The following is a 21,377-nucleotide window of genomic DNA, read 5'->3' as shown; positions in this document are numbered from 1 at the left end:
CAAAGGTCAGATGTGGGTGCGTGGCCACACCAGCCGGTTGGGATCAAACTCGGATTTGACCAAGGTTGCCGCACGCGCACCAAACCCACACACCGCCAGCGGGCTTTGCATGTCGCTGGCCATACCGAACGCACGTTCGATATCGACTTCGTTGATCGCACCGGTGACAAACGGCCCCAGCCCCGCCTGGGTGGCACATAACTGCAAGGTTTGCGACAGGTGGCCGACATCCAGCACGCAAACGCGGTAGGCCTTGGCGTGGTTGCGGTATTTCCAGAAGTTGCGATGAAAGCGCGGCGCCAAAATGCACAGCACCGGCGCGTTGGCGAAAAAATCCTGCCCGGCCACCGCGATCTTGGCAAAAGCGTACAGCTCGTCCTGCGTCCATGCGCGTGCGGCGGCCGTCCCCAAGACCTGCGTACCCACATCCCCCGGTTGCGGCGGTGCAATCTGCGCGGTCACCGGTTCCAGCGCGTGGCCATCGATGCGGTAACGGTACAAGCCCGGTGCGATGCCTTGCACCCGCTGCACGATCAGAAAACATTCGGTCGGATGCAGCGCACCGCCGGACGGGCTGGTGCGCTTGAATACCGTGAAGTCCGGCGCGGGGTGTCCGCTGCCACGCGCGCCAAACACCCGCGCCATCAGTTGCGAAAACGTTGCCAGCGGCAGTACCGCTTCGGTATCAAAATTGCGGCACGTGGCACGCCTGTCCAGCAAGGTGTCGAAGCCATCGCGTACCGGCACCGGCATATGCAGTGCGGTGTCAGTGCCCACCGCCTCCGGCTCACGCGGTGGCGGTGCGCCGTGCTGACGCAACAGGCCTTCATTGCTGTCCAAATCTTGCTCGGCCATGCTGCTGGGGCCATCGATCCCCTGCCAGCGGGTCGCCATATGGGCCACCGCCGCTGCCGGGTACCAGCCTTGGGCGCGGTAAACGGCGTCGGTTGCCGCAGCGTCGATGTCGGCGGCACTTTCAGGCTTGGCCTGCAATAATCCGGCCGCCAGCAAAGCGTCCACCGCCGCGCCGCCATGGCGTGCATCCAGCACATCGCGTTGCAGCCAATCCTGTGCACCCAAAGCACCCAGTAACGGCACCCAATCGGCATCCACTTCGACCGCCGCACCCAAATGCGGCGCATGTGCAAACCAGCACAGCCGCGCCACCACGCCGGTGCCACCGGCCAGCAGATCGTCCAATTGGAAGCTGGCCACCTCGCGCGGTTCCAGCCATACCACAGCACAGCGCCTGACCTGCATTGCACACTCCCTTTAAACACTTGGGTGCTATTGTCCACGCTCCATTCACCGAGGGGGAACACCGTGGCACAAGACAAAATCCCGCCGGCCGGTCTGCATCCGCAACTGGTCAAGAAGCTTCTAGACAATCTCGAAAGCAACGACGCCTTCCGCCAACAGTTCCAGCAATCGCCGGAACAAGCGCTGCGTTCGTTAGGCTATACGGACGCATCCACTTGCATGCAGCTCAAGCCGGGCGAAACACTCGCCTCTGCTGAGCAAATCAAGGCACAGCGGAGCAAATTGGAGGCAGCAGCAACCGCCATTCAAAGTGCCGACTGTATTTTTGCTAGCCAGCAGATCGGCTGAACGCGGAAGCACAAAAATGCGCCACCTCATCCCCGTAAAAACGGGGATGAGTCCGCTGCATGCTTCTACTCTCTGATTGCCACATTAAAGAAACGCAACACTTCCGTCGTCGTTGCTTCGGTAAGCATGCGCCCCCGATGCGTGGCCAGCCAATTTGCCTGACTTTGCATGCCGACCGCATTCCCCGCAGAACGCTCAGCACGCAACAATGCCCAGTGCACGGCCACTAACGCCGTGTCTTGTTTGGCCAAGGATTGCAACCGAGCCACTGCCGCTTTCGGCTGACCACTTAGGCGCGCCTGCTCTGCCAATAGCACTTGCCGCAACTGTGCCAGTGTTGGGAACTCACGCACTGCCACACTGCCATCGGTGCTGCGCAGTGCGGCATCGACACCTGCTCGGTCATCACGATAGGCCGCCAACAAACCGGCATACATGCGAAGCTCGGTCGAAGCCGGGGGATATATTGCATCTACCGCCTCCGATTGCCTGTCCACCGCCGCCAGCAACGATTGCAGCCCACGCGTAGCACCCGTATCGCCTGAAAAAATGCCGACACTCGCCAATGCAGCCTGTGCGCGCAGGGTTTCCAACACATCGTTATTGGCACTTGCGCGGTCATACCATGCTTGCGCTGCTTCACGCGCCGGTACCCATTGCTGACGATCCAGCCAAGTCGATACCGCCGCATCATTCTGCCAACCTTGGCGCCCACTGGTACTGGCTGCATACACCTTGTCGGCTTCGGCATGCTGGCCGCGCGCATCGTAGGCGCGGGCGTAAAACTCGCCCCCGCCTGTATATCCGGCTTGCCGCGCGTGCTGGAATTCGACCAATGCCGCATCAAATTTATCTTGCCCCAACAAGAAAATTCCCAAGGTGTATCGTGCGGAGTTGCTACGCTCATATTGAGGTTTGATTGCGCGCCGCACCATCGCCTCGGCAGCACGAAAATCATTACGCTGATGCCACAAATTCGTCGCCAAACGACTGATGATGCTGAAGTCATCGGGGTACAGCGTCAAATATTCCTGCGCTTTGCCGAAATAGATTTCCGGCCCGCTGTTTTGCAGCAGCATCAACTCGACACTCATTTTTTCCTGCGGCGACAGTCGTGCAGGAATAGCCAGTGCCTTGCGCCATTCGTCACGCGCCTGCTCGACCTCGCCCAGTTGCGCGTGCAATCTCGCCATATCGGCATGCGCCAATGCAAACTGCGGATCCAGTTGTAGCGCGCGCCGATACAAGCCCAGCGCTTGTTCACGATCACGGGTGGTATTGGCCGCATTGCGCGCCACCGCAAACGCCTTCAACGCCTCCAAGCTGGGGGTGGCCACATTGGGCAGCGGCACCGAGGTCTTTTGCACGCTTTGCAAGGCCTCGCCCAACTTGCCACGCAACTGGTCGGTAACCTGGTCGATCGAGCCCAGCGCAGACTCCACGCCACGGCCATCGGCCATCACGGCGTACACCGTGGTCTGGGTGCGCGGGTCGATGACTTCGGCACTCACCCGCAGACGGCCACCGACTTCGGCCACGGTGGGCAGCAGCAGTGCACGCGCACCATCCCGCAGGGCAATTTCGGAACCCAGCGCACGATCCACCGGCACGTCCGCCTTGCGCTGCATATTCGCCAAGGTTTCACGTACTTTCAGATCGGACAGTACGTTGACGTAATGCGACTGCTCCAAACTGATGCGGAATGCCTGCTCCAGCGATTCGTCCAGCTTGGTATCGCCGGTCAGGTTGCGCAGGTCACCCACCACCACCCAATCGCGTTCGGCAAATGCAATCGCCGGTTGTGGGTGCATCAAGAACCACGCGCCAAATGCCAGCCCGGCCGCCATCATCGCCTCGGCGGCCAAGGCCACCGGCCGCCGCCACAGCGGCAGGTCACGCCATGCCTTGGGGGTGTGTGCCGGCATCCGCAGCGGGGCCAGTCCGGGCTCGCCCACTTCGAACACTTCCTGCGCTTCCGGCAGGCCTTTGAAGCGCCAGCGGCCGTAGGATTTCCACACCAGGGTGTCGCCGCGCACACCCAATTCGCGTACGGCGCGATGCGCCAGCGGTTCGGCGGTGGCCGACAGCAGAATTTGCCCCGGCCGCGCCAGGTTCATCAAGCGCGCCGCCAATGGTTTGGCCAAGCCTTCCACTTCCACCGGCTTGGCACCCAGCGCCACCGCGTCGCGGCTGTTTTCCCATTGCAACACTTCGCCTACATGCAGGCCAGCGCGCGCTTGCAAGGCCTGCTTCAAACCCAGCTCGCGGCCCAAGTCACGCAGGCTGCGGGCATAGTCCAAGGCAAAGCCCAGTCCGTCGATGGGACGCTCGAAGATCAACAGCAAGCCATCGCTGCGATCAATCAGCCGACCGCGCCAGTGTTGCTGCAACTCCAGCACGATGCGATCGTGGCTGCGGAACAGTGCGGCAGCGGCACTATCCCCGATACGCTCGACCAATTGGGTGGAGTCCACCAAGTCGGTCAGCAATAGCGTACGCACCTGCGGTTTGCTGGCGCCGTCCATCAAGCCAGCCTCAATCCTGCCACTCGACGCGATTACCACCCTGGTGCTTGGCGCGATACAGCGCAAGGTCGGCTTGTTTGTACCAGTGCTCCCATGCGATTTCGGCATCCGCCGCCACCACACAGGCACCGATGCTGAGCGTGGTCATTTGTGGCGGACGTTGATGCATCCGTTGCAGGATACGCGCACTTTCGACGATGTAACCGGCGATGCGCTCGGCTCCGTCGCGGTTGTGCCCGTGGATCAATAGACAGAATTCGTCACCACCCAAGCGGCAGGCGATATCGTCCTGACCGCAGACCGCGCGCAACAAATTCGACACGCTTTGCAGCACACGGTCGCCGGCCAAGTGGCCGTGGCCATCGTTGATTTCTTTGAAACGATCGCAATCGACCAGGATCAGGACACTATCGGGCAGCTTGCCCGCCAGCCGGGCCTGTTCCACGTGCGCAACAAAGCCGCGGCGGTTGGTCAGCCCAGTCAATTCATCGGTACGGATCAGGATTTCGGATTGATCCAATTGCAATGCGGTGGTGCGCAGCACATCCAACGTGTTTTGCAATTCCAGATTGCGCCGGCGCAGACGGCCGATCAGGGCCTGCTCGTTGCACACCACGCGCATGATCGTGCGCCGCAGGAATTTGGCCAGCTGCTTGGGGTCGCGGTCGGTCAGGCGGTCGAATGTTTCACGCCCCAGCTCCAACAAAACACCGGGTTGGGTCATCGTGGCATTGGCGCTGCGGGCGTGGTCGCCCATCAGCAAGCCCAGCTCGCCAAAAAACTCACCCATCCCCAGCGGCTTGCGCACCAGGTCATCGCCAAAATCCAGCTCGACTGCACCGCTGGCAATGACATACATATCGGAGCCGTGATCGCCACGCCGGAACAGCACTTCGCCAGCCGCGCATTTACGGGTGCGTGCAACTTGGGAGAATAGAGCGTATTCGGCATCGTCCAGCACCGAAGCGGCCGGAGAAAATTCCTCCAGCCGTCCTGCTGCACTTTCCAGTGGCACGACTACACGTGCGCTCATAGCCCCGGCCTGTTGGCACTGAATGGGGAGGATAGCACTGCATGCGCACGCATGTGGCAAGTGCCCGCCAATGGCTTGACTGGCGGGCAGGCCCGCTTACGCTGCGGCACGCGTCGGCTGGAATTGCTCCTCTTCGGTGCTGCCTTTCAGTGCCACCGTCGAGCTTTGCCCGCCCTGGATGGTTTGGGTGATGGCATCAAAGTACCCGGTGCCCACTTCACGCTGGTGCTTGACCGCAGTGAAGCCACGTTCGGCTGCGGCAAATTCCTTTTCCTGCAGCTCGACGAAGGCGCTCATCTGCCGGCGCGCATAGCCGTGCGCCAGATCGAACATGCCATAGTTGAGCGCGTGGAAGCCGGCCAAGGTGATGAACTGGAACTTGTAGCCATACGCTGCGATTTCTTTCTGGAACTTGGCAATCGTGGCGTCGTCCAGATTCTTCTTCCAATTGAAGGACGGCGAGCAGTTGTAGGCCAGCAACTTGCCGGGGAACTTGGCGTGGATGGCTTCGGCAAACTTGCGCGCAAATTCCAGATCCGGCTTGCCGGTTTCGCACCACACCAGATCGGCATACGGTGCGTAGGCCAGGCCACGGCTGATCGCCTGCTGCAAGCCATTTTGGGTTTTGTAGAAACCCTCCACGGTGCGCTCGCCGGTGCAGAACGGGCGGTCGTTGGGGTCAATGTCGGAGGTCAGCAGATCCGCGGCCTCGGCGTCGGTGCGCGCCACGATCAAGGTCGGCACGCCCATCACGTCGGCAGCCAGACGTGCGGCGGTCAGTTTTTCCACCGCCTCGCGGGTGGGCACCAGCACCTTGCCGCCCATGTGCCCGCACTTCTTCACCGAGGCCAACTGGTCTTCAAAATGCACCCCGGCGGCACCGGCTTCGATCATTGCCTTCATCAGCTCGAATGCATTGAGCACGCCGCCGAAACCGGCTTCGGCATCGGCCACGATCGGCTGCAGATAGTCGATGGAATTGTCACCTTCGGCATGGCTGAGCTGATCCGCACGCAGCAAGGTGTTGTTGATGCGCTTGACCACCTGCGGCACCGAGTTGGCCGGGTACAGCGACTGGTCGGGGTACATTTCGCCCGCCCCATTGGCATCGGCGGCCACTTGCCAGCCCGACAGATAAATCGCCTTCAGGCCGGCCTTGACCTGCTGCATGGCCTGGTTGCCGGTCAGTGCGCCCAGTGCGTTGACGAAATCTTCGTGCTGCAGTGACTTCCACAATTTTTCGGCACCGTGGCGAGCAATCGAATGCTCCACCGGGATGGTGCCGCGCAGGCGCACCACGTCTTCGGCGGAGTAGCTGCGGGTGATGCCGGCCCAGCGCGGGTTGTTGGCCCAGTCCAGCTTCAGTTGTTCGGCGGTTGGCAGGTGGTATTTCATGGGAAAGCCTCGTGGGATTGGCAGATGGGTGGGCGTGGGTCAATCGATGCGTTCGTACGCAGGCAGGGTGAGGAACTCGGCCAGCTCCTCGGCGTGGGTGAGGCGGTCGAGCATGCCGATGGCTTCACTGACGTGGCCGGCACCGGGCAAGTTGGGTTGTGCGGCCAACCGCGCCGGCAGGCCAATCAAGGCACGCTCCAGCAGCACGAAATCGACCGGGGTGCCATCGTCCAGCGACAGCGGCTCGCTGCCGCCATCCGCAAAATGCAGCCATTGCCACAACTGGGTGCGGGCGATTTCGGCGGTAGCGGCGTCTTCCATCAAGTGGTGGATCGGCACGCAGCCATTGCCGGCCAACCATGCGGCCAGATAACGCACGCAGACTTCGACATTGTTTTCAAAGCCCTGCCGGCTGATGGTGCCGCGCGAAGGCGTGATCAAGTCGTCGCGTGACACGCTGACATCGGCACGCGCCACTTGGCGCTGATGCGGGCCGGGCATACGCGCGTCGAACACTTCACGTGCCAGCGGGATCAGGGCCGGGTGTGCCACCCAGGTGCCATCGTGGCCGGCAGTCACCTCGCGCAATTTGTCGGCGCGCACGCGTGCCAGTGCGGCGGTATTGGCATCGGCATCGCCACTGATCGGGATTTGTGCGGCCATTCCGCCCATCGCATGCGCACCGCGACGGTGGCAGGTCTGGATCAACAATTCGGAATAGGCGCGCAAGAACGGCTGCGCCATCGTCACCTGGCCGCGCTCGGGCAGCACTTTATCGGAGTGCCGACGGAAGGTTTTGATGTAGGAAAAAATGTAGTCCCAGCGTCCGCAGTTCAACCCCACGATGCGGTCTTTCAGCGCGTGCAGGATTTCGTCCATCTCGAACGCGGCCGGCAGGGTTTCAATCAGCACGGTCACTTTGATCTGCCCATGCGGCAGGCCCAGCGCGGCCTCGATGGCGGCCAGCACCTGCTCCCACAACGCGGCCTCTTCCATCGACTGCAACTTGGGCAGGTAGAAATACGGGCCACGCGCCTTGCCGGCCAACACATGTGCGTTGTGGTAGCAAAACAGGCCGGCATCGAACAACGCTGCGGCGATCCGCGCGCCATCCACCAGCACGTGCTTTTCATCCAGGTGCCAACCGCGTGGGCGCACCAGCAGCACCGCCTGTTCGCGCTCCGGGCGCAATTCGTAGCGCTTGCCGCCAGCCTCGAACACCAGTGCCCCGGCAATCGCCGTGCGCAGCGCTTGCTGCCCGGTCAGCAGGTTGCTCCAAGTGGGCGCGGTGGAATCCTCGAAGTCGGCCATGTAGCAATTGGCGCCCGAGTTCAATGCATTGATCACCATCTTCGGGTCCACCGGCCCGGTGATTTCCACGCGGCGATCCAACAAGGCGGCCGGTGTCGGCGCCACCGTCCAGTCGCCTTGGCGAATGTGCGCGGTATCGGCGCGGAAATCCGGCAACGCACCGGCATCAAACGCCTGCTGGCGAGCGCGGCGGGCGCTCAGGCGGGCTTGCCGTTCACCTTCGAAACGGCGGTGCAGGTCAGCCAGAAACTCCAACGCGGCGGCCGGCAACAGGCGCTCCTGCCCTGGCAGGTGATGGGTGATGACAACGCCCTGCCCCGGGCGCGCTTGCAGCACTGCGGACATCGACTTCTCCGGAATTCCTGTGGGGAAGCCAACCATCCGTCAGCGTGTTGTATTTGACAAACCAGATTTATCAATAATATATATAAGAAAAATAAATACATGTTTAGAATAAATGCCCAAAATACCCGCTACAGCCCTGCGTTTTGCTTACAAAGGCTCCCGCCTGAAGCCACTGCGGGCGTTCTGTCAGGTGGCGCGCCTGGGCTCGATTTCACGCGCAGCGGAAGCACTTTTCCTCAGCCAACCGGCTGTCACCCTGCAATTGCAGGCGCTGGAGCGCGAACTGGGGGTGCGTTTGCTTGAGCGCAGCGGGCGAAGGCTCACCCCCACCCGCGAAGGCGATCTGCTGTACGCCATGGCGCGCCCACTGGTGGAAGGGCTGGACGGGCTGGCCGCCAGCTTCCGTGAGCAGGTACGTGGGCTGGATGCCGGTGAATTGAATGTGGCCGCCGGTAGCTCCACCATCCTGTATTTGCTGCCCGGGATCGTGGAGGCGTTCCGTGAACGCCACCCCGATGTGCGGCTTTCCCTGCACAATGTGACCGGTGCCAGCGGGCTGGACTTGCTGCGCAGTGACGGCGTGGACTTGGCGGTGGGCTCGATGCTGGATGTGCCGGCTGACCTCAGCTATTCGCCGGTGTATCGGTTTGAGCCGATGCTGATCATGCCGCTGGACCACCCGCTGGCCGGCAAGCGTGATTTGAGGCTGGAAGATTTATCGCCATACGGCCTGATCTTGCCGCCCAAACGCTTGACCACCTATCGGCTGGTGGACCTGGTGTTCCAGCAAAACCGGGTGCCCTATACGGTGGCACTGGAAGTCGGCGGCTGGGAGGTCATCAAGCAATACGTGGCGATGGGGCTTGGCATCAGTATCGTGACCGCGATTTGCCTGACCGAAGCCGACCGTCAGCGGCTAGCCACGCGTTCACTGGCGCGCTGGTTTCCCTCACGCAGCTACGGCATCGTAATGCGCAAAGGCAAGTTCTTGAGCCCGCAAGCGCGGGCCTTCGTCGAATTGATCCAACCCGAACTGCTGGCCCCGCGTGCCCACGACGAGGGCGGGCATTCGGAGCGGTAGTTCATTGCCCCGGCATCGGCAAGCTATCGGTTTTGTAGATCGCCACATGCGGCACGCCGTCGCTGCCGATCCAGCCGCGATACATGCCGCCGGTGTTGAACGGGAACGTCATTACCCCGTCGGCGGCCAGTGCAATCGCGCCACCGTCGCCACCGGCTTTGGGGATGTCTTTGTTGATCACATCGTTGGCCGCTTTGGGCAGTGGCTCGCCGGCCAAACGCACGCGGGCACAGATCTCATGGGCTGCAGCCGCACGGATATAAAACTCACCCCAACCCGTACTGGAGACTGCGCAGCCGGGATCGGCCCAGGTACCCGCGCCAATGATCGGGGAATCCCCCACGCGCCCGTAGCGTTTGTTGGTCATACCGCCGGTGGATGTGCCGGCCGCCAGATTGCCCTTGGCATCCAGTGCCAGCGCACCCACGGTCCCAAAGTACGCCTTGCCCGGCAGCACCAGCGGAGTATTGGAGGCCTGCGCTTTGGCTTCCTCTTTCAACGCATCTTGTAATGCCTTCCAACGCTTTTCGGTGCGGAAATACGCCGGATCCACCAAGGTGATGCCCTGTTCTTTGGCGAAGATTTCGGCACCATCGCCGACCATCATCACGTGTTTGGATTTCTCCATGATCGCGCGCGCCAGCGTGATCGGATTTTTGACCCGATGCAGACCTGCCGCAGCCCCAGCCATGCCGCTGCTGCCATCCATGATGGATGTGTCCAGTTCATTGCGCCCATCGTGGGTGAATACCGCACCCCGCCCGGCATTGAATTGCGGGGCGTCTTCCATCACGGTGATCGCGGCAGTCACCGCATCTACCGACGAGCTGCCACCCTGCAATTTGGCGTAACCCACACGCAGTGCGGTTTCCATCGCCTTGCGGGCGTCGTCTTCCTCTTGTGGGGTCAAATCACCCGGCTCCACACCGGCACCGCCGTGAATCACCAGCGTGGGGGTATCCAATGCCACCAGCACGCCATCCCGCACCGCGTAGTTGCGCGCAAACGCGGGCTTTTCTACTTCACCTGTCGGCAGATGCAAGACTGAGCCCGAATCCGCACCCACCGCCCATAGGCGATCCAAGCGCATCGCGTGTTCTTCGGCCTGTTTGCGGTTAAACCCACCATGCACCACGGTCACGCCCGCCCCGCGTGCGGTGGCGTACACGCGCGCGGTGCCATCGCCCTCCACCGCCACTGCGGCGCGTTCGTCCACGCCCAAACCGATCAGCGGGCGGCCGGCAAGTTCTTCACTCTTGGCCAAAAACGCCACCAGCCGGCCCAGCCGCGCGCGCTCGCTGAAATGGGTGTCGGTAATCACGCCTTCCAGCAAAGAAAAATTGAGAAAGCCGGTTTCAATCGTGTTGCTGTCCCCCAGCGGGTCGGCCAGCGCGCGCGGGCTGGTGATACTGCCGCCGTCCATTGCGCCATACAGGTATTCCCCTTGAATCGCCAAACCGGCACTGGTACCGCCCAGCGGCTTGCCGGCTTTCACATGATCGTTCAGCGCTTTGGCCAACGGCGTGCCGCGCCAATAACGCACATACCGCGCCTGGTCACCACCGGCGATGAAGATGCCATCGGCGTGCCGGATTGCGGCGATGATCTTGGGATCACTGGCGGCCTCGCGATCCTTGAAAACGAAGGTTTCCGCCGATTGAATCCCGCCGACCTTGTTGAAGAATTCTTCGCCGATCTGGCCGCCCAACGATGCCCGCAAAATCACGATATGGCCATTGCCGGCTTTGTTCATGAACCAATGCATGGCGTCAAAATTGCGATCACCGCCGCCCATCAGCAGCAGGCCTGGCTGCACCTTGCCGGGGGTCTTGGCATTGACATTCCCGATCACGTAATGATCGACATTGGCCGCTCGCAATGGGGACGCGGGCAGCAGCACCAGCAAGGCTGTCAGAAACATCGCGCAGCCGGCAAATCGCTTCATCGTCACACCCCTCTTGATATTGGCAATACCCTAGTAGACGAAGGTACAGGTATTTCCCCCCGCCCACTGGGCGCGCAATCCGCTATCGTGCCGGAATGACACAAGCACCTCTTGACCACTGGTTCGTCAACCAAATCTTGATCCACGAGACGGCCCTGCTGCGCTATCTGCATCGGCATTGGTCGCACCCGGACGAGGTTCCTGATTTACGCCAAGAGCTGTATGCACGGGTGTATGAAGCGGCGGCAAAAGGACTGCCAACCCAGCCCAAAGCATTCTTGTTCACCAGTGCCCGCCACCTGATGACCGACCGCCTGCGCCGCAACAAGGTGGTCTCGATCGAGCCGATGGGTGATTTCGACCCTTCGCACGTCCTGATAGAAGACGTGTCACCAGAACGCTGGTGTGGCGGCCGCCAATCGTTGCATCGATTGGCGACTGCCTTTGATCAGCTGCCCGACCGTTGCCGCGAAGTAGTTTGGTTGCGCCGGGTAGAGGAGCTGCCGCAGAAGGAAGTCGCAAAGCGTCTTGGAATCAGCGAGAAGACCGTGGAAAAACACATTGCCAAGGGGATGCGCCTGCTCGCCGATGCACTGTCTGCGGAAGCTGGCACTCACCCGCTTTTTGCCCACACCGTGAACTCCGACGATGTTCAGCACCACGCAGACTGACATCGAGGCCCGCGCTGCGGATTGGTTGGCGCAACGTGACAGCGCGCAATGGTCTGCCGCAGACGCGCAGGCACTGGATGTGTGGCTGACAGCCGATACCCGGCATCGCGTGGCATTGCTCCGGCTGCAGGCGCACTGGCAACAAGCTGGCCGCTTGCAAGCACTGGGGGCAGGTTGGACTCAAGCTGGGCCGCCACCGCGCGGGTTCTGGCAGACCCCTGCCAGCAGTCGTCGTGAACAAATGTTGCAAGCCGTGTTGCATCGCCCCGCTACCCGACAGGCGCGCTCACGCAACCGGCTGCACCACGTCGCCAGCATGGCCGCATTGGCTGGTTGCTGCGCAGTGCTGGTCAGTTGGGCTTGGCGCAATTACACCCATGTGGATGCCACGTCGTATCGCAGTGCGGTGGGCGAAATCCGCACCCAAGCGCTGCAAGATGGATCGCACGCAATCCTTGCCAGCAATACCCGCATCGATGTGCAATTGGCACGTACGCATCGCGACGTTGCATTGGTACAGGGCGAAGCCATTTTCGAAGTAGCCAAAGATCCACAACGTCCGTTCGCGGTGGCGGTGGGTGGTTATCGTGCAGTGGCCGTAGGTACCCGTTTCTCGGTGCGCCGCGACCAAAACGATCTGCGCGTAGTGGTCACCGAAGGCACTGTGCGCCTGGATGCTCCAAGCACCGACGGGCATTTCTCTCCGTCATCCATGCTTCCGGCCGGCAGCGTCGCCCTGGTGCATGATGGCAGCGTGCTGGTGCGCAGCCTGAGCGTGGCCGATGCCGGCCAATTGCTGGGCTGGCGCGATGGCTGGCTGGTGTTCCGGGATACCCCACTGCAAGACGCTGTGGCTGAGTTCAATCGCTACAACACGCGCAAATTGAGAATTGCCGATGCCGAGGCCGGAGCATTGCGCATTGGCGGCAGCTTCCGCTGGGATAACGAAGAGACTTTTGTACGCCTGCTGGAAGCCGGGTTCCCGGTTCACGCCGACACCACGCCCACACAAATCACCCTGTCATCACGTTGAGCGTGATGGGGCGGGATTTCGGATCATCGTTCGTCCTTCTTTATGTAACGGCACCATGTCGAGTGCCCTTGGGGAAACTGTTCGTCATGAAACCATCACGCCCGCTCCGCGCCCTGTTGTTGTCACTGGCTTGCACCGCAGCGCTGGCTGCACAGGCACAAACCTCCCCCCGCCTGGATATTCCCGCCGGTGATTTGACCTCGGCGCTGGATGCGTATGCGCGCCAGTCCGGCACCCAACTGGTGTACCGCGCCGATCAGCTGCAGGGCGCACGCAGTGCCGGCCTGAGCGGACAAACCGCCTCGCCGCAGGCGTTGGATGCGCTGTTGAAAAACAGCGGCTTCCGCGCCCAGCGCGATGCCTCCGGCGCGGTCCTGATCGTACCGGCAGCCGCCGCCAAACCTGCAGCGCCTGCGGCCAAGCCCGCACCTGCGGCCAAGCCCACACAAGCGACCACTGACGCACCAGTCACCAATCTGCAATCGGTGCAGGTGACCGGCTCGCGCATCCCGCGCGCACAGGTGGAGGGCCCGGCTCCCATCACCGTGGTCAGTGCCGATCAGATCAAAGCGGCCGGCTTCACCAGCGTGCCGGAAGTGCTGCGCTCACTCAGCCAGAACAGCGGCAGCGTGCAGGGCCAGCAGAACACTACCGGCGCGCAATCCACACCGGGCGCCCAAGCGGTGGATCTGCGTGGGCTTGGCCCCAACCACACCTTGGTGCTGATCAATGGTCGCCGTATTGCCGACTTCCCGCTGCCGCTCAACAGCCGCAGCAATTTCACCGATATCGGCAACATCCCGTTGGGCATGATTGACCGCATCGAGGTGCTGACCGGCAGTGCCTCCGCCGTGTACGGCTCGGACGCCATGGCCGGGGTGATCAACTTCATCCTCAAAAAATCCACCGATGGCACCACCATTGATTACCGCTATGGCGATACGCAACACGGCGGTGGCCAATCGCATAATCTGACCCTGACCACCGGCTTCGAGCACGATGCGTTTACCGGCATCGTGGGCTTGGAGCTGATCGACAAACGCCCCCTGTGGGGCTATCAACGTCGCAACCAGGACTCCACCCTGGACTCGCCGATCGCACGCCGTCGTCTGCCGCGCCTGACCGCTCAACTTTACGACTGGGATGATGATGTCAACATCGCGCCAGCCGATGACTGCAAGGCAATGTCGGGCTTGAACGAGGGCACCACGGTACTGGCCGCAGACCGCTACGGCGAACCGTATTGCGGCAGTGACCGCGCAATTGCCTATCGCACGATCCAGAATTCACGCCGCGGCGCCAATGTCTATGGCGCGTTTGAATATCGCATCTCCGACAGTCTGTCCTGGTTTGCCGATCTCCAGCTTGGCTACCAGAAGGTCAAGCTGTTGACCGGTACCAATGGCAACGATGTGGCCAGCGACCACATGGGTTGGGAGTTCCACGATCCAAACTCGACCAACAACTACCGCAACAAGATGTTCTACAACGCCAACACTGGGCACTACGAGATCTGGTCGCGGCAGTTCACCCCGGAAGAGATCGGCGGCCTTGAAAACCGCATGAATGTCACGACCGAGAAAACCTTCGCCATTACCACGGGCTTCAAGGGTTTTTGGGGTGAAAACTGGAGCTGGGAAGCGGCTTACAACCATTCGCAGTACAAGGCTGACGTCGGTATGCCGCGGATCAAGGCCGCTGCCGCCAACGCATTGTTCCTGGGCCCGCGCCTGGGCTACGACGCCGATGGCTATGCGATCTACGCACCGGATCCGGCACGCCTGTTCACACCCATCACGCAATTGGAATTTGCCTCCATCGCGGCAATGTCCACATTCCGTCCGAAGGCCGCCAATGACAATCTGAGCTTTACCTTCGATACCCCTGCGCTGTTCACGCTGCCGGCCGGTGATGCCGGTTTTGCCGGAGTCGTGGAATATGGCCGGCAGACCTACCGCATCAACCCCGATCCATTGGCATTGACCAACGATGCCTATTACGGCCCGCAATATGGCGACGGTAGCGGTAGCCGCAACCGCTGGAGCTTGGCCGGCGAACTGCGCTTGCCGCTGCTGAATTCACTACTGGCCAGCGTGGCCGGTCGCTACGACCAGTACAGCTACGGCGGTAAAAATCCGGGCAAGTTCACCTACAGCGCCGGTCTGGAATGGCGCCCACTGGACAGCTTGCTGGTGCGCGGTTCTTACGGCACCGGCTTCCGCGCGCCGGACATGCACTATCTGTTTGCCACCAACGATTACTACCGCACCCGCTACGCTACCGATTACTACCAATGCCGTTCGGCGGAAGCCGGTTGGAGCGATGCCGATTGCTATGACGACGGCGGCTATGACGTACCCACCTTCGACGTCTATACCGGCAACATCAATTTGGATGTGGAAACCAGCAAATCCGCCACGCTTGGTTTTGTTTGGTCGCCCAGCGCCAGTTTCGATATCGCGGTGGATTACTACAGCATTCAAGTGTCCAACCAAGTGCAGGTGCAAGATCGCGATTTCTTGCGCATCACTGAAGCCAACTGCCGCCTCGGCAAGACCGATACCGGCGCCAGCGTGGATATCAATTCGCCGACTTGCCAAGACGCCATCGCGCGCACCATTCGCGACAGCAACGGCGACATTGTCAGCATGCACTTTGCACCGATCAACATCGCGCAGGAAAAAACTTCAGGCGTCGATGTCACTGCCAACTATCGGCTGCAGACTGCCGCTGCCGGTAATTTCCGCTTCAGCGGCAACTACAACTGGACACGCCGGCATACCCGCCAGCAGTATCCGGGTGACCCCACCGAAGACATGCTGGATGTCAGTTTTGCCGACACCACCTTGCCGCGCACCAAGTCCAACCTTGGCGTCACTTGGGACCGGGGTGCGTGGGGTGCCAGCCTGTTTGGCAACTATCTGGGCCGCGTGGCGAACTACAACAACGACGCATGGACGCAGTCCACTTGGCGCTTCAACGCCGGTGCACGCTATGACATCAACGACCACCTGCGCCTGGCACTGACCGTCGATAACCTGTTCGACAAGATGCCGCCGAAGGATGCCACCTGGGGTAATTACCCCTACTACGACACCTCGTGGTTCGACAGCATTGGCCGCAGCTTCTTCCTGCAGTTGACTTGGAAGCTGGGCGGCAAAGCGCTGGAGTAATGAGCAGTGCACCGGGCCGCTGATGCGGCGCGGTGCGACGTTGACCCAGGTTGCGGGGGCTTGCATGCCACGTGCAAGCCTCTGCGGCAGCTTGATCCTGCAGGCTGAATTCGGATCAGACCTGCACCACCCGCAACGGGTTGTCCCACGCTTTCAGCAACTCGGCTTGGCGCGTTCTTGCCTTGTGCAAATGCGCTTCCTTGACGTGGCCAAAGCCGCGAATGTGCTCGGGAATGCTGGCGATATCGGCCGCCAGATCCACGTTGCCGGCATCCAGTCTGGCCAGCAGACCCGTGACGGTTGTTTCGTACTCGCCAATCAGTGCGCGCTCGCTGCGGCGTTCTGCGCTGTAGCCGAACACATCCAGCGGCGTGCCACGCAGGCTGCGCAGCTTGGCCAGTACGCCAAACGCGGTGAACACCCATGGGCCGTATTCTTTTTTCACCAATTGGCCTTGCGCATTCTTCTTCGCCAACAGCGGCGGGGCTAGGTGGAACTTCAATGTGTAATCACCTTCAAACTGCGCTTCCAGGTGTTTGCGGAAGTTACCGCTGGTGTACAGGCGCGCTACTTCGTACTCATCCTTGTATGCCATCAGTTTGAAGAAGTAGCGGGCCACCGCTTCCGACAGATCGCTGCTGCCCGGTGCCTTGGCAGACTCCGCAGCACGCACCTTGGCCACGAAGTCGGTATAGCGTTTGGCGTAGCGGGCGTTTTGATAGTCGGCAAGGAAAGCAGCGCGACGCGAGATGACTTCATCCAGTGAGCGCGACAGGTGTGCATCGTCCAACGGCGCAAAGGCGGCTTCGCCCGCGCCGGTGGCAGGCACATGGCGCAGCGCATCGCCATCGCGCAGGTCGGCAGTGAACGGGGTGAGCCCCGACTCACCCGCATCGTTGGCGGTCGCACCCAGCACCGGCAACACATGTGCCTTCGCTTCGGCGGCGGTGGGCGCATTGCGCACGATGCCGGCGGCGTCGATCACGGCCGGCAGATCCACCACCGCCAAGCGGCCCCATGCAAACGCGGTCTTGTTCATCTCCACCGCTGCGCCGTTGAGCTCGATGGCGCGCATCAATGCTTCGAATGAAATCGGCACCAACCCCTGCTGCCACGCATAGCCGAGGATGAACAGATTGGCGGCGATGGCATCGCCGATCAGCGCGGTGGCGATCTTGGTGGCGTCGATCTGCAGCGGCGCCTGCCCGTTCAGCGCAGTACTGATGGCCTTGACGATATCGGCGGCGGGGAACTGCATGTCCGGGCGGGTGGTGAAGGTGCCGGGCATCGCTTCGTAGGTGTTGACCACCACGGTGCTGCGCTCGGGGCGGATTTTGGAGAGCACCCAATAATCGTTCACCACCACCATGTCGCAGCCCAGCACCAGGTCGGCCTCGCCGGCGGCGATGCGCACGGCGTGAATGTCCGCAGGTGTCTTGGCAATGCGGATATGGGTGGTGACGGCACCGCCCTTCTGCGCCAATCCGGTCTGGTCGAGCACCGTGGCGCCCTTGCCTTCCAGATGGCCGGCCATGCCCAGCAACGCGCCAATCGTGACCACGCCGGTGCCACCGACGCCGGTGATCAGGATATTCCACGGTTGCGACAGGTCACTGCGAATCTGCGGTGCCGGCAAGTTGGCCAGACGCTCAGCGGCATTGACCTTGCTGCCCTTGCGCACCTTGCCGCCATGCACCGTGACGAAGCTGGGGCAGAAGCCTTCCACGCAGCTGAAATCTTTGTTGCAATCACTTTGGTTGATGGCGCGCTTGCGGCCGTATTCGGTTTCTTTGGGTAGCACGGACACGCAAAAACTTTTCACGCCACAATCGCCGCAGCCTTCGCACACCAGCGAATTGACCATGACGCGCTTGGGCGGATCCACCAACTTGCCGCGCTTGCGACGGCGGCGTTTTTCGGTGGCGCAAGTTTGGTCGTAAATCAGGATGCTGGTGCCTTGAACCTCGCGCAGCATTTTCTGCACGGCGTCCAGATCACGGCGGTCGTGGAAGCTCACGCCATTCGGGAAGATCGAAGGATCCGTCCACTTGTCGATGTCATCGCTGACCAGCGCGATGGTCTGCACGCCTTCCGCGCGCATCTGCGCGGCGATCTGCGGCACGGTCAAGGTGCCGTCCACCGGCTGGCCGCCGGTCATCGCCACCGCATCGTTGTAGAGAATCTTGTAGGTGATGTTGACGCCTGCTGCAATCGACTGGCGGATCGCCAGCGAACCGCTGTGGAAATAGGTGCCATCACCCAGGTTCTGGAAGATATGCGGGGTGTCGGTGAATGGTGCCTGCCCCGCCCACGTCACACCTTCGCCACCCATATGGGTGAAGGTGTCGGTGCTGCGGTCCATCCACGTCACCATGTAATGGCAACCGATGCCGCCTTGTGCGCGGCTGCCTTCCGGCACCTTGGTCGATGTGTTGTGCGGGCAGCCGGAGCAGTAATGCGGCACGCGCGGGAAGTTGGCGCGCGGCAATGCCAGCTCACCTTCCTTGTTTTCCATCCATGCCAGCACCGCGTCGATCTTCTCGCTGCGATGAAAGCGCTGCAGGCGGCGGCCGATCACGCCGGCAATCGTGGCCGGGGTGAGTTCGCCGGTGGACGGCAGGATCCACTCGCCGCTCTCGTCGTACTTGCCGACGATGGACGGGCGCGCGCCCCAGGCATCCGGCCAGTTGTAGAACTGTTCCTTCAACTGGCGCTCGATGAAGGCCTTCTTCTCCTCCACCACCAGGATGTCTTCCAGCCCGCGGGCGAAGCGCTCGATGCCCTGCGGTTCCAGCGGCCAGGTCATCGCCACCTTGTACACGCGGATGCCGATGTCGCGGCAGGTCGCTTCGTCGAGGCCCAGGTATTCCAGCGCCTGCAGCACGTCGAGGTAGGACTTGCCGGTGGTGACGATGCCCAGCCGCGCGTTCGGCGAATCCAGCACCATGCGGTCGATGCCGTTGACGCGCGCGAACGCCTGCGCCGCCTTCACCGCATAGCGGTGCAGGCGCATCTCCTGCTCCATCGGCGGGTCCGGCCAGCGGATGCCCAGGCCGCCGACGGGCATTTCGAAATCGTCGTCGCCCGGCAGCACGATTTGCAACGCATGCGGATCGACATCGACCGAGGCGGAGGACTCCACCGTCTCGGCGATGGTCTTGAAGCCCACCCAGCGCCCGGTGTAGCGGCTCATCGCCCAGCCCAGCACGCCCATGTCGAGGATGTCCTGCACCCCGGCCGGGTTGAGCACCGGCATCATCGCGCTGACGAATTCGTCCTCGCTGCCGTGCGGCAACGTGGAGCTGCGGCAGGCGTGGTCGTCGGCGGCCAGCGCCAGCACGCCGCCGTGGGCGGAGGTGCCGGCGGCGTTGGCGTGCTTGAACACGTCGCCGCAGCGGTCCACGCCCGGGCCCTTGCCGTACCACATGGCGAACACGCCGTCGTGCCTGGCGCCCGGGAACAGCCCTGGCTGCTGGGTGCCCCAGACCATCGTCGCGCCGAGATCCTCGTTGAGACCGGGGGTGAACTTCACCTTCGCGTCCTGCAGGTGTCGCTTCGCCCGCCACAGTTCCAGGTCAAAGCCACCCAGCGGGCTGCCACGGTAGCCGCTGACAAAGCCGGCGGTATCCAGGCCCGCGCGCTCATCGCGCAGCTTCTGCATCAGCGGCAACCGCACCAGTGCCTGCACGCCGGACAGATAGATCCGGCCTTCGATACGACGGTACTTGTCCTCCAGCGTGTAGTCGGTATCCAGCACATCGTGGGTGAGCAACGACTTGGCGGATTCGGGCGAGGACAGTTCGGCGGTGCTGGTCATGGCGGACTCCGGAAACGACGAAAACGCCGCGCAGGGCGGCGTTTGTATCCAAATGCCCGCTTGGCGTTCGGCACAATCGCCAAGCAGGCGTTCGAGCAAAGACTCGGTATTTTAGCAGGGAGCGTCGGCCCCGACTTTCAGGTGATGGCATTGTCGTGTGGCACAATCGCCACTGCGTATTTCGCTGGGGAAGAGGGGATGTCAACACAAATCAAGGGACTGGTGTTTGCGCTACTGCTTGTGGGTGTCAGCGCGGGCGCGATTGCTGGCAGCATCAAAGAAAATCGCAAGCTGGTGGAGTCCAGTTTGTTGGTGAAAGGCGATATCGTGATTGCGCCGGATGGCTCGGTGCAGGCGTACACGCTGACCCCCAATGACGCCATGAAGGGGTTAGAAACCTTTCTCGACAACAACATCACCCATTGGCGCTTCAAGCCGGTGGAGGTGGATGGCAAAGCGGTCACCGCCAAGGCCCCGATGAGCCTGCGCTTGGTTGCCACACCCGAAACCAGCGGCAATGGGATGAGTGTGCGCATTGCGGGGACTTGGTTTGGTAGCTCACCGGACATGGCACCAACAGATAAGGTGCGCAGTCAAAAAATGGCACCCCCAAAGTACCCGACCGGGGTCATGATGGTGGGTGGACAAGGCACCGTCTATTTGATCGTGAGCGCAGGGCGCGATGGCCATGTGCTGAATGTGGAAGCAGAGCGGGTCAATCTGATGACCTTGGGTACGGATCGACAAATGGCCGAGATGCGTGAGCAGTTTGCGAAAGCCTCGATTCTAGCGGCCAAGCGCTGGACGTTCATTCCACCCACGACGGGACCGGAAGCCGGGAAAGATCGTTGGAGCGTGCGCGTTCCTGTTGCCTATTTGATGCAAGGCAGTCATCAAGCCCATGCGAGCAAAGCTAATGGTTGGGAAAGCTATATCCCCGACCCATCCCCCAAGCTCATTCCATGGCTTGACAAGAAAGACCAAGATAAATTGGCCAGCGATGCCTTACCTGATGATGGGGTGTATCCGCTGCAACAAGGTGCGCAATTGCTAACTGCCCCCAAAACTTGATGCGCGCACTTGCTGCGGCAGGCGATGGCCTAGTCCTAAGACGGAATCACTTTACCTTTAGCCACATGCTGCTACCGCCATAGCCATGGCCCTTGGGAGTATTTCAGTGCATTGACAACAAGCGCGGGGAACCGCTCGTAAGCATAGTAAGAGGCAAACAGCATCTCATACCGTGCGCTGTGTTGAAGCATGGCCTGCAACAAATACTGCTCATTCCAGCTTCTGTTTTCCTCCAGCACCCATGTTTTCAGGGGCGAGTTCAACTCTGATTCGCAACAGTGTTGATTGATTCCCCGTTGAGGACTTCGAGGGGCGTTTTGAAGCCGAGTATCTTTCTGGGGCGGTTGTACAAGCGCTGCTCGACCCAAC

At 61.6% G+C, this 21,377-nt stretch carries 13 protein-coding genes and 2 pseudogenes; 6 read left to right on the top strand and 9 right to left on the bottom strand.

The features are described from left to right. Window positions 1–6: 6 nt before the first annotated feature. A complete protein-coding gene (locus K7B09_RS00075; RefSeq protein WP_223625246.1) occupies window positions 7–1,260 on the bottom strand; it encodes a putative peptide maturation dehydrogenase in 1,254 nt (417 codons plus the stop codon). 63 nt (window positions 1,261–1,323) lie between these two features. On the opposite strand from K7B09_RS00075, the gene K7B09_RS13220 reads away from it, so the two are divergent. After that, a complete protein-coding gene (locus tag K7B09_RS13220; protein ID WP_223625244.1) occupies window positions 1,324–1,608 on the top strand; it encodes an NHLP-related RiPP peptide in 285 nt (94 codons plus the stop codon). 65 nt (window positions 1,609–1,673) lie between these two features. Here the strand turns inward: K7B09_RS13220 and K7B09_RS00065 are convergent, their stop codons facing one another. The 4 genes from K7B09_RS00065 to aceB form a co-directional block, all read right to left on the bottom strand. Further along, window positions 1,674–4,133, bottom strand: coding sequence for a putative peptide modification system cyclase (locus K7B09_RS00065; protein ID WP_223625240.1), 2,460 nt, complete (start codon window positions 4,131–4,133; stop codon window positions 1,674–1,676). Between the two features lie 10 nt (window positions 4,134–4,143). Then, entirely contained in the window at window positions 4,144–5,166 is a 1,023-nt protein-coding gene (locus K7B09_RS00060; protein ID WP_223625236.1) for a GGDEF domain-containing protein, read from the bottom strand. 96 nt (window positions 5,167–5,262) lie between these two features. Continuing rightward, window positions 5,263–6,561, bottom strand: a complete 1,299-nt coding sequence (gene aceA / locus K7B09_RS00055) for an isocitrate lyase (RefSeq protein WP_223625233.1) — start codon at window positions 6,559–6,561, stop codon at window positions 5,263–5,265. Window positions 6,562–6,600: 39 nt separating this feature from the next. Further along, entirely contained in the window at window positions 6,601–8,217 is a 1,617-nt protein-coding gene (gene aceB, locus K7B09_RS00050; RefSeq protein ID WP_223625230.1) for a malate synthase A, read from the bottom strand. A gap of 112 nt (window positions 8,218–8,329) precedes the next feature. Here aceB and K7B09_RS00045 point away from each other — a divergent pair, with 112 nt between their 5' ends. Beyond that, window positions 8,330–9,298 carry a LysR family transcriptional regulator gene (locus tag K7B09_RS00045; RefSeq protein WP_223625227.1) on the top strand — a complete coding sequence of 323 codons (969 nt, stop codon included), beginning with the start codon at window positions 8,330–8,332 and terminating at the stop codon, window positions 9,296–9,298. A 1-nt stretch (window position 9,299) separates the two neighbouring features. Here the strand turns inward: K7B09_RS00045 and K7B09_RS00040 are convergent, their stop codons facing one another. Next, window positions 9,300–10,286, bottom strand: coding sequence for an isoaspartyl peptidase/L-asparaginase family protein (locus K7B09_RS00040; RefSeq protein WP_223627663.1), 987 nt, complete (start codon window positions 10,284–10,286; stop codon window positions 9,300–9,302). Between the two features lie 198 nt (window positions 10,287–10,484). Beyond that, window positions 10,485–11,051, bottom strand: a pseudogene (locus tag K7B09_RS00035) (cyanophycinase); the annotation flags it as partial. Between the two features lie 287 nt (window positions 11,052–11,338). Here K7B09_RS00035 and K7B09_RS00030 point away from each other — a divergent pair. From K7B09_RS00030 to K7B09_RS00020, 3 genes are all read left to right on the top strand, one after another. Continuing rightward, on the top strand, window positions 11,339–11,914 hold the full coding sequence (locus tag K7B09_RS00030; RefSeq protein ID WP_223625224.1) for an RNA polymerase sigma factor: 576 nt from the start codon (window positions 11,339–11,341) through the stop codon (window positions 11,912–11,914). Further along, window positions 11,892–12,947, top strand: a complete 1,056-nt coding sequence (locus K7B09_RS00025) for a FecR family protein (RefSeq protein WP_223625222.1) — start codon at window positions 11,892–11,894, stop codon at window positions 12,945–12,947. The genes K7B09_RS00030 and K7B09_RS00025 overlap by 23 nt, the downstream gene beginning before the upstream one ends. 86 nt (window positions 12,948–13,033) lie before the next feature. Beyond that, window positions 13,034–16,120 carry a TonB-dependent receptor gene (locus tag K7B09_RS00020; RefSeq protein WP_223625218.1) on the top strand — a complete coding sequence of 1,029 codons (3,087 nt, stop codon included), beginning with the start codon at window positions 13,034–13,036 and terminating at the stop codon, window positions 16,118–16,120. Between the two features lie 115 nt (window positions 16,121–16,235). Here the strand turns inward: K7B09_RS00020 and K7B09_RS00015 are convergent, their stop codons facing one another. Beyond that, on the bottom strand, window positions 16,236–19,937 hold the full coding sequence (locus K7B09_RS00015; protein WP_223625214.1) for an indolepyruvate ferredoxin oxidoreductase family protein: 3,702 nt from the start codon (window positions 19,935–19,937) through the stop codon (window positions 16,236–16,238). Window positions 19,938–19,997: 60 nt separating this feature from the next. Between K7B09_RS00015 and K7B09_RS00010 the strand changes: the two genes are divergently transcribed. Continuing rightward, entirely contained in the window at window positions 19,998–21,008 is a 1,011-nt protein-coding gene (locus K7B09_RS00010) for an energy transducer TonB (protein ID WP_223625211.1), read from the top strand. Between the two features lie 259 nt (window positions 21,009–21,267). On the opposite strand, the pseudogene K7B09_RS00005 reads toward K7B09_RS00010, so the two are convergent. After that, window positions 21,268–21,377: pseudogene (locus K7B09_RS00005) on the bottom strand (IS30 family transposase); the annotation flags it as partial.

It is taken from the genome of Thermomonas beijingensis (genome assembly GCF_020034655.1).
In the GTDB taxonomy this organism is placed as follows: Bacteria; Pseudomonadota; Gammaproteobacteria; order Xanthomonadales; family Xanthomonadaceae; genus Thermomonas; species Thermomonas beijingensis.
This window is presented reverse-complemented; position numbering and strand designations above follow the sequence as displayed.

Bases quoted from the DNA above. Each gene is read 5' to 3' on its own strand.
- aceA (WP_223625233.1), bottom strand. From the start codon at position 6,561: ATGAAATACCACCTGCCAACCGCCGAACAACTGAAGCTGGACTGGGCC.
- K7B09_RS00075 (WP_223625246.1), bottom strand. From the start codon at position 1,260: ATGCAGGTCAGGCGCTGTGCTGTGGTATGGCTGGAACCGCGCGAGGTG.
- K7B09_RS00015 (WP_223625214.1), bottom strand. From the start codon at position 19,937: ATGACCAGCACCGCCGAACTGTCCTCGCCCGAATCCGCCAAGTCGTTG.
- aceB (WP_223625230.1), bottom strand. From the start codon at position 8,217: ATGTCCGCAGTGCTGCAAGCGCGCCCGGGGCAGGGCGTTGTCATCACC.
- K7B09_RS00030 (WP_223625224.1), top strand. From the start codon at position 11,339: ATGACACAAGCACCTCTTGACCACTGGTTCGTCAACCAAATCTTGATC.
- K7B09_RS00045 (WP_223625227.1), top strand. From the start codon at position 8,330: ATGCCCAAAATACCCGCTACAGCCCTGCGTTTTGCTTACAAAGGCTCC.
- K7B09_RS00060 (WP_223625236.1), bottom strand. From the start codon at position 5,166: ATGAGCGCACGTGTAGTCGTGCCACTGGAAAGTGCAGCAGGACGGCTG.
- K7B09_RS00025 (WP_223625222.1), top strand. From the start codon at position 11,892: ATGTTCAGCACCACGCAGACTGACATCGAGGCCCGCGCTGCGGATTGG.
- K7B09_RS00065 (WP_223625240.1), bottom strand. From the start codon at position 4,133: ATGGACGGCGCCAGCAAACCGCAGGTGCGTACGCTATTGCTGACCGAC.
- K7B09_RS00020 (WP_223625218.1), top strand. From the start codon at position 13,034: ATGAAACCATCACGCCCGCTCCGCGCCCTGTTGTTGTCACTGGCTTGC.